General features: G+C 45.7%; 3 protein-coding genes. All 3 read left to right on the top strand.

Going from position 1 to position 2,250, the window contains the following annotated elements:
• Positions 1-66: 66 nt before the first annotated feature.
• A complete protein-coding gene (tnpA, locus tag Q0590_RS37070; RefSeq protein ID WP_302042735.1) occupies positions 67-384 on the top strand; it encodes an IS66 family insertion sequence element accessory protein TnpA in 318 nt (105 codons plus the stop codon).
• Complete coding sequence (gene tnpB / locus Q0590_RS37075; RefSeq protein ID WP_302042736.1) at positions 372-734, top strand: IS66 family insertion sequence element accessory protein TnpB; 363 nt, start codon at positions 372-374, stop codon at positions 732-734. Before tnpA ends, tnpB begins: the two co-directional genes overlap by 13 nt.
• Before the next feature lie 47 nt (positions 735-781).
• A partial coding sequence (gene tnpC / locus Q0590_RS37080; RefSeq protein WP_302042737.1) for an IS66 family transposase occupies positions 782-2,250 on the top strand: 1,469 nt, incomplete at its 3' end.

Below are 2,250 nucleotides of genomic sequence, written 5' to 3' on the forward strand. Positions count from 1 at the left end.
GTATCCGTCCGGTAGAGTAGCCTTGATTTGTGATGAGCAGTGCTCCTAACTTTAGGAGAAAAAACGATGACACAAATCAGAACCGAAAAAGAAATGTTTCCGCTGGTAGCAGAGTGGCTTGCAAGCGGCATCAGCCAAAAAGAGTTTGGTCAAAGACATGGATTTGCGCTCCATATTATGCCCTATTGGGTGAGTAGGTACCGGAAGGTGCATGGATCAACTCAACCCACAGCTGCTACAAGCACAGGATTTATTCAATTACCCACTCCCCAAGCCACTGTAAGCCCTATGGAAGTGGCTTTACCTTCCGGAACAATCATCCGTTTTTCCTCCCTGATTCCGATAAGTTACCTACACGAGTTACTCACTTCATGTTCGCGTTAACGGCCTGGCAAAGATTCTTTCTATATGGGCAGGCAGTAGATATGCGTAAGTCATTCGATGCCTTAAGTGGAATTGTTTCTACAGATATGGGTAAAGATGTATTGTCAGGGGATGTGTATATTTTCATAGGTAAAAGCAGAGACAAGATTAAACTACTAGTGTGGGAGAGAGCAGGCTTTGTTTTATATTATAAGCGTTTGGAAAAGGGCACTTTCCATTTGCCCAAAAGCGGGCAGTGTAGTTTATCTTACAGCGAGTTATGTTTATTGATAGAAGGCGTGGAAGTGGAGGTCAAACAAAGGCATAAACGCTATGGGGGTCCTGCAGAAAAAACAGCTACACCTGCTTGACAACTACAGCAGCAAGATTTATCTTGTAGAGATCAAGTAGGATTGATATGTCTGCTACGCCCCTGTTATCTACTGTCCAACAACAAGCCTTATTAGAGGAGAATGAGCAATTGCGGGAAGAAATCAAAGAACTCAAACGGCTTATCTTTGGTAGTAAAAGGGAACGTTTTGTGCCGCAAGTTGATGATAGACAACTCAGCTTGGAATTAGCTTCGGCGAATGGTGAGCCGGCCGTAGTTGTCAAGCAGACCATCAGTTATGAGCGGGCCGTCAAACAAATAGCTAAAAAAGCCATTCGTGGAGGTTTTCCTACACATCTGCCTCGAGTAGATGTTATTCTAGAGCCCAAGGAAGATGTAAGTGGCATGCGTAAAATCGGCGAAGAAATCACCGAGGAGTTAGATTTAAAACCGGCTTCCCTGTTTGTCCGCCGCTACATCCGTCCCCGTTATGTAAGCAAGGAAGAGACTTTCCATATCGCTTCTTTACCCACACGCCCCATAGAAAAAGGTATGCCTGGTGCAGGTCTGCTCTCCCAACTGATCACCGATAAGTTTGTCTATCATCTGCCTTTCTACCGGCAGGCACAACGCTATGAGCAGTTGGGCATGAAAATCCCGGCCTCCACCTTGGATGGCTGGTTTGAAGGAGCTTGTTCCTTACTGGAGCCACTCTATCAGGCTTTACGATTATATCTTCTTTCTGCTACTTACCTGCAGGCAGATGAGACACCTATCGCTGTCTTAGATAAGCAAAAGAAGGCAGACACCCACCAAGGCTACCATTGGGTATATTACTCACCTGAGCAAAGGCTGGTACTGTTTGATTATCAACCAGGCAGAGGCAAAGATGGCCCGGCTAAACTTTTGAAAAACTACAAAGGCTATCTGCAAACAGATGGCTACGCAGCCTATGATCAGTTTGAGGCAAGAGAAGATATGGTGTTAGTGGGCTGTATGGCTCATGCCCGCAGGTATTTTGAACATGCCTTGGATAATGATAAAGCTAGGGCAGAGAAGGTACTGCTCTGGATGCAAGTCCTGTATGCAGTAGAAAGAGAAGCCCGGGAGAATAACCTCTCTGCAGAGGATCGCTATCTGCTGCGCCAACGAAAAGCCCGTCCGGTGATAGATCTGCTTGGAGAGTGGCTGGTGGAAGAACATAGTAAAGTACTTCCCAAAAGTGCTATTGGCAAAGCCATTCATTATTTAGTAGCCCGCTATAATAAAATCTATCTCTACTTAGAAGATGGCAGACTAGAAATTGACAACAATCCGGTGGAGAACTCCATCCGGCCAGTGGCTTTAGGCCGGAAAAATTATCTGTTTGCTGGCTCCCATGCCGGGGCACAAAGGGCGGCTATGGTTTACAGCCTGCTTGGCAGCTGTAAACTGCAAGACATCAATCCCAATGACTATTTACAAGATGTGTTACAGAGATTGCCTGATCAGCCTATCAATCAACTTAAAGAACTATTGCCTCCCTATTGGAAAAAAACCGAGGCATCACCTCTGCC

The sequence above is a fragment of the Rhodocytophaga aerolata genome (assembly GCF_030503435.1).
Lineage (GTDB): Bacteria > Bacteroidota > Bacteroidia > Cytophagales > 172606-1 > Rhodocytophaga > Rhodocytophaga aerolata.